Raw genomic sequence first — 1,194 nt, forward strand, 5'->3', positions numbered from 1 at the left:
TCGCACTAAAGCCAACTGTTTGCGGGTTTGTAGCCAGGGTCCGATTTTATTAGTGTACCCGGAAGGAGTCTGGTATGGAAGGGTAAACAAGGAAGCGATCGAAAGAATTATCCAAGAACACCTAATCGGTAATCAAATCGTCACCGAATATGCTTTCCTTCGCCACGATTTACCGGCAATTTCCCTGAACTGTCCAGGAGAAGAACCCGAAACAATAGAGGAAAACAGGGTTAAAACTAGCTGACACACAATTAATTAGGGCTTGCGGCAAAAAGTTTTTCGTGGGGGCAGGGTGTGGGGTGTGGGGTGTGGGGTGTAGGGTTTTACCGATTTTGAGGGAGTCAATTACCTAATTTTTAGGGAAAAAGTCTCAGAATTTTCCCCCCAATCACTCCAATGGTCGGCACTTTTTGAGAGAAAAAAAGTCTAAAAACCTTGTTGGATAAGGTTTTTAGATTTATTCAGGAAACCCTAACTACCTGTTGCCTCTTGCCTGTCGATCCTTTGTCCGTCTCCATTCCCCCAACCCTACAGCGTGGAAAATAGCGATGAAAGAGACCAACAAAGACAATAAACAACTTTTATTAATCGACGATGACCCGAATTTAATACTTTTGGTGAAGGATTATCTAGAGTTTCGTGGTTATAGGGTGACAACCGCAGAAAACGGTCCCGAAGCCCTAGAAATCCTCGAACGCGGGGCAAATACTGCCAAAGCAGCAGAAATCCCCGATATGATTATCTGTGATCTGATCATGCCAGAAATGGACGGTCATGCTTTCCTCGAAAAAATTCGTCGGGACAGTCGTTTTAGTGGCATTCCCGTGATCTTTCTCTCCCCTGAGGGGCAAAGTCAGGATAAGATAACAGGTTTAACCGCCGATGTCTATATGGTCAAACCCTTTGAACCGGAAGAATTAGTGGCCCTGGTGGAGTCTTCCCTTAAACAAGCGGGCCGGTTGCTGAAACGCAGCACCCGCATCCATTCCCCGGATGTCACCCCTGTTCAAGTCCAGGGTAATGTGGAATTAACCCCAACGGAGTTAAAAGTAGTACAATTGGTCGCCCAGGGCATGGCTAATCGGGAAATCGCCGCAAAACTCAATGTTAGTCAACGGACAATCGAAAGTCATGTGTCGAATATGCTCCATAAAACCGGTCTTCATAATCGCACGGAATTGGCCCAATGGGCGA

General features: G+C 46.1%; 2 protein-coding genes. Both read left to right on the forward strand.

Annotated features, from left to right (window positions below; genetic code table 11):
* The coding region (locus PX481_RS14970) for a (2Fe-2S) ferredoxin domain-containing protein (RefSeq protein ID WP_502888604.1) at nucleotides 1-244 on the forward strand (244 nt) is incomplete at its 5' end.
* Nucleotides 245-548: 304 nt separating this feature from the next.
* On the forward strand, nucleotides 549-1,194 hold a 646-nt coding region (locus PX481_RS14975; protein ID WP_288094871.1), incomplete at its 3' end, for a response regulator transcription factor.

Source organism: Microcystis sp. M53603_WE2 (assembly GCF_030065435.1).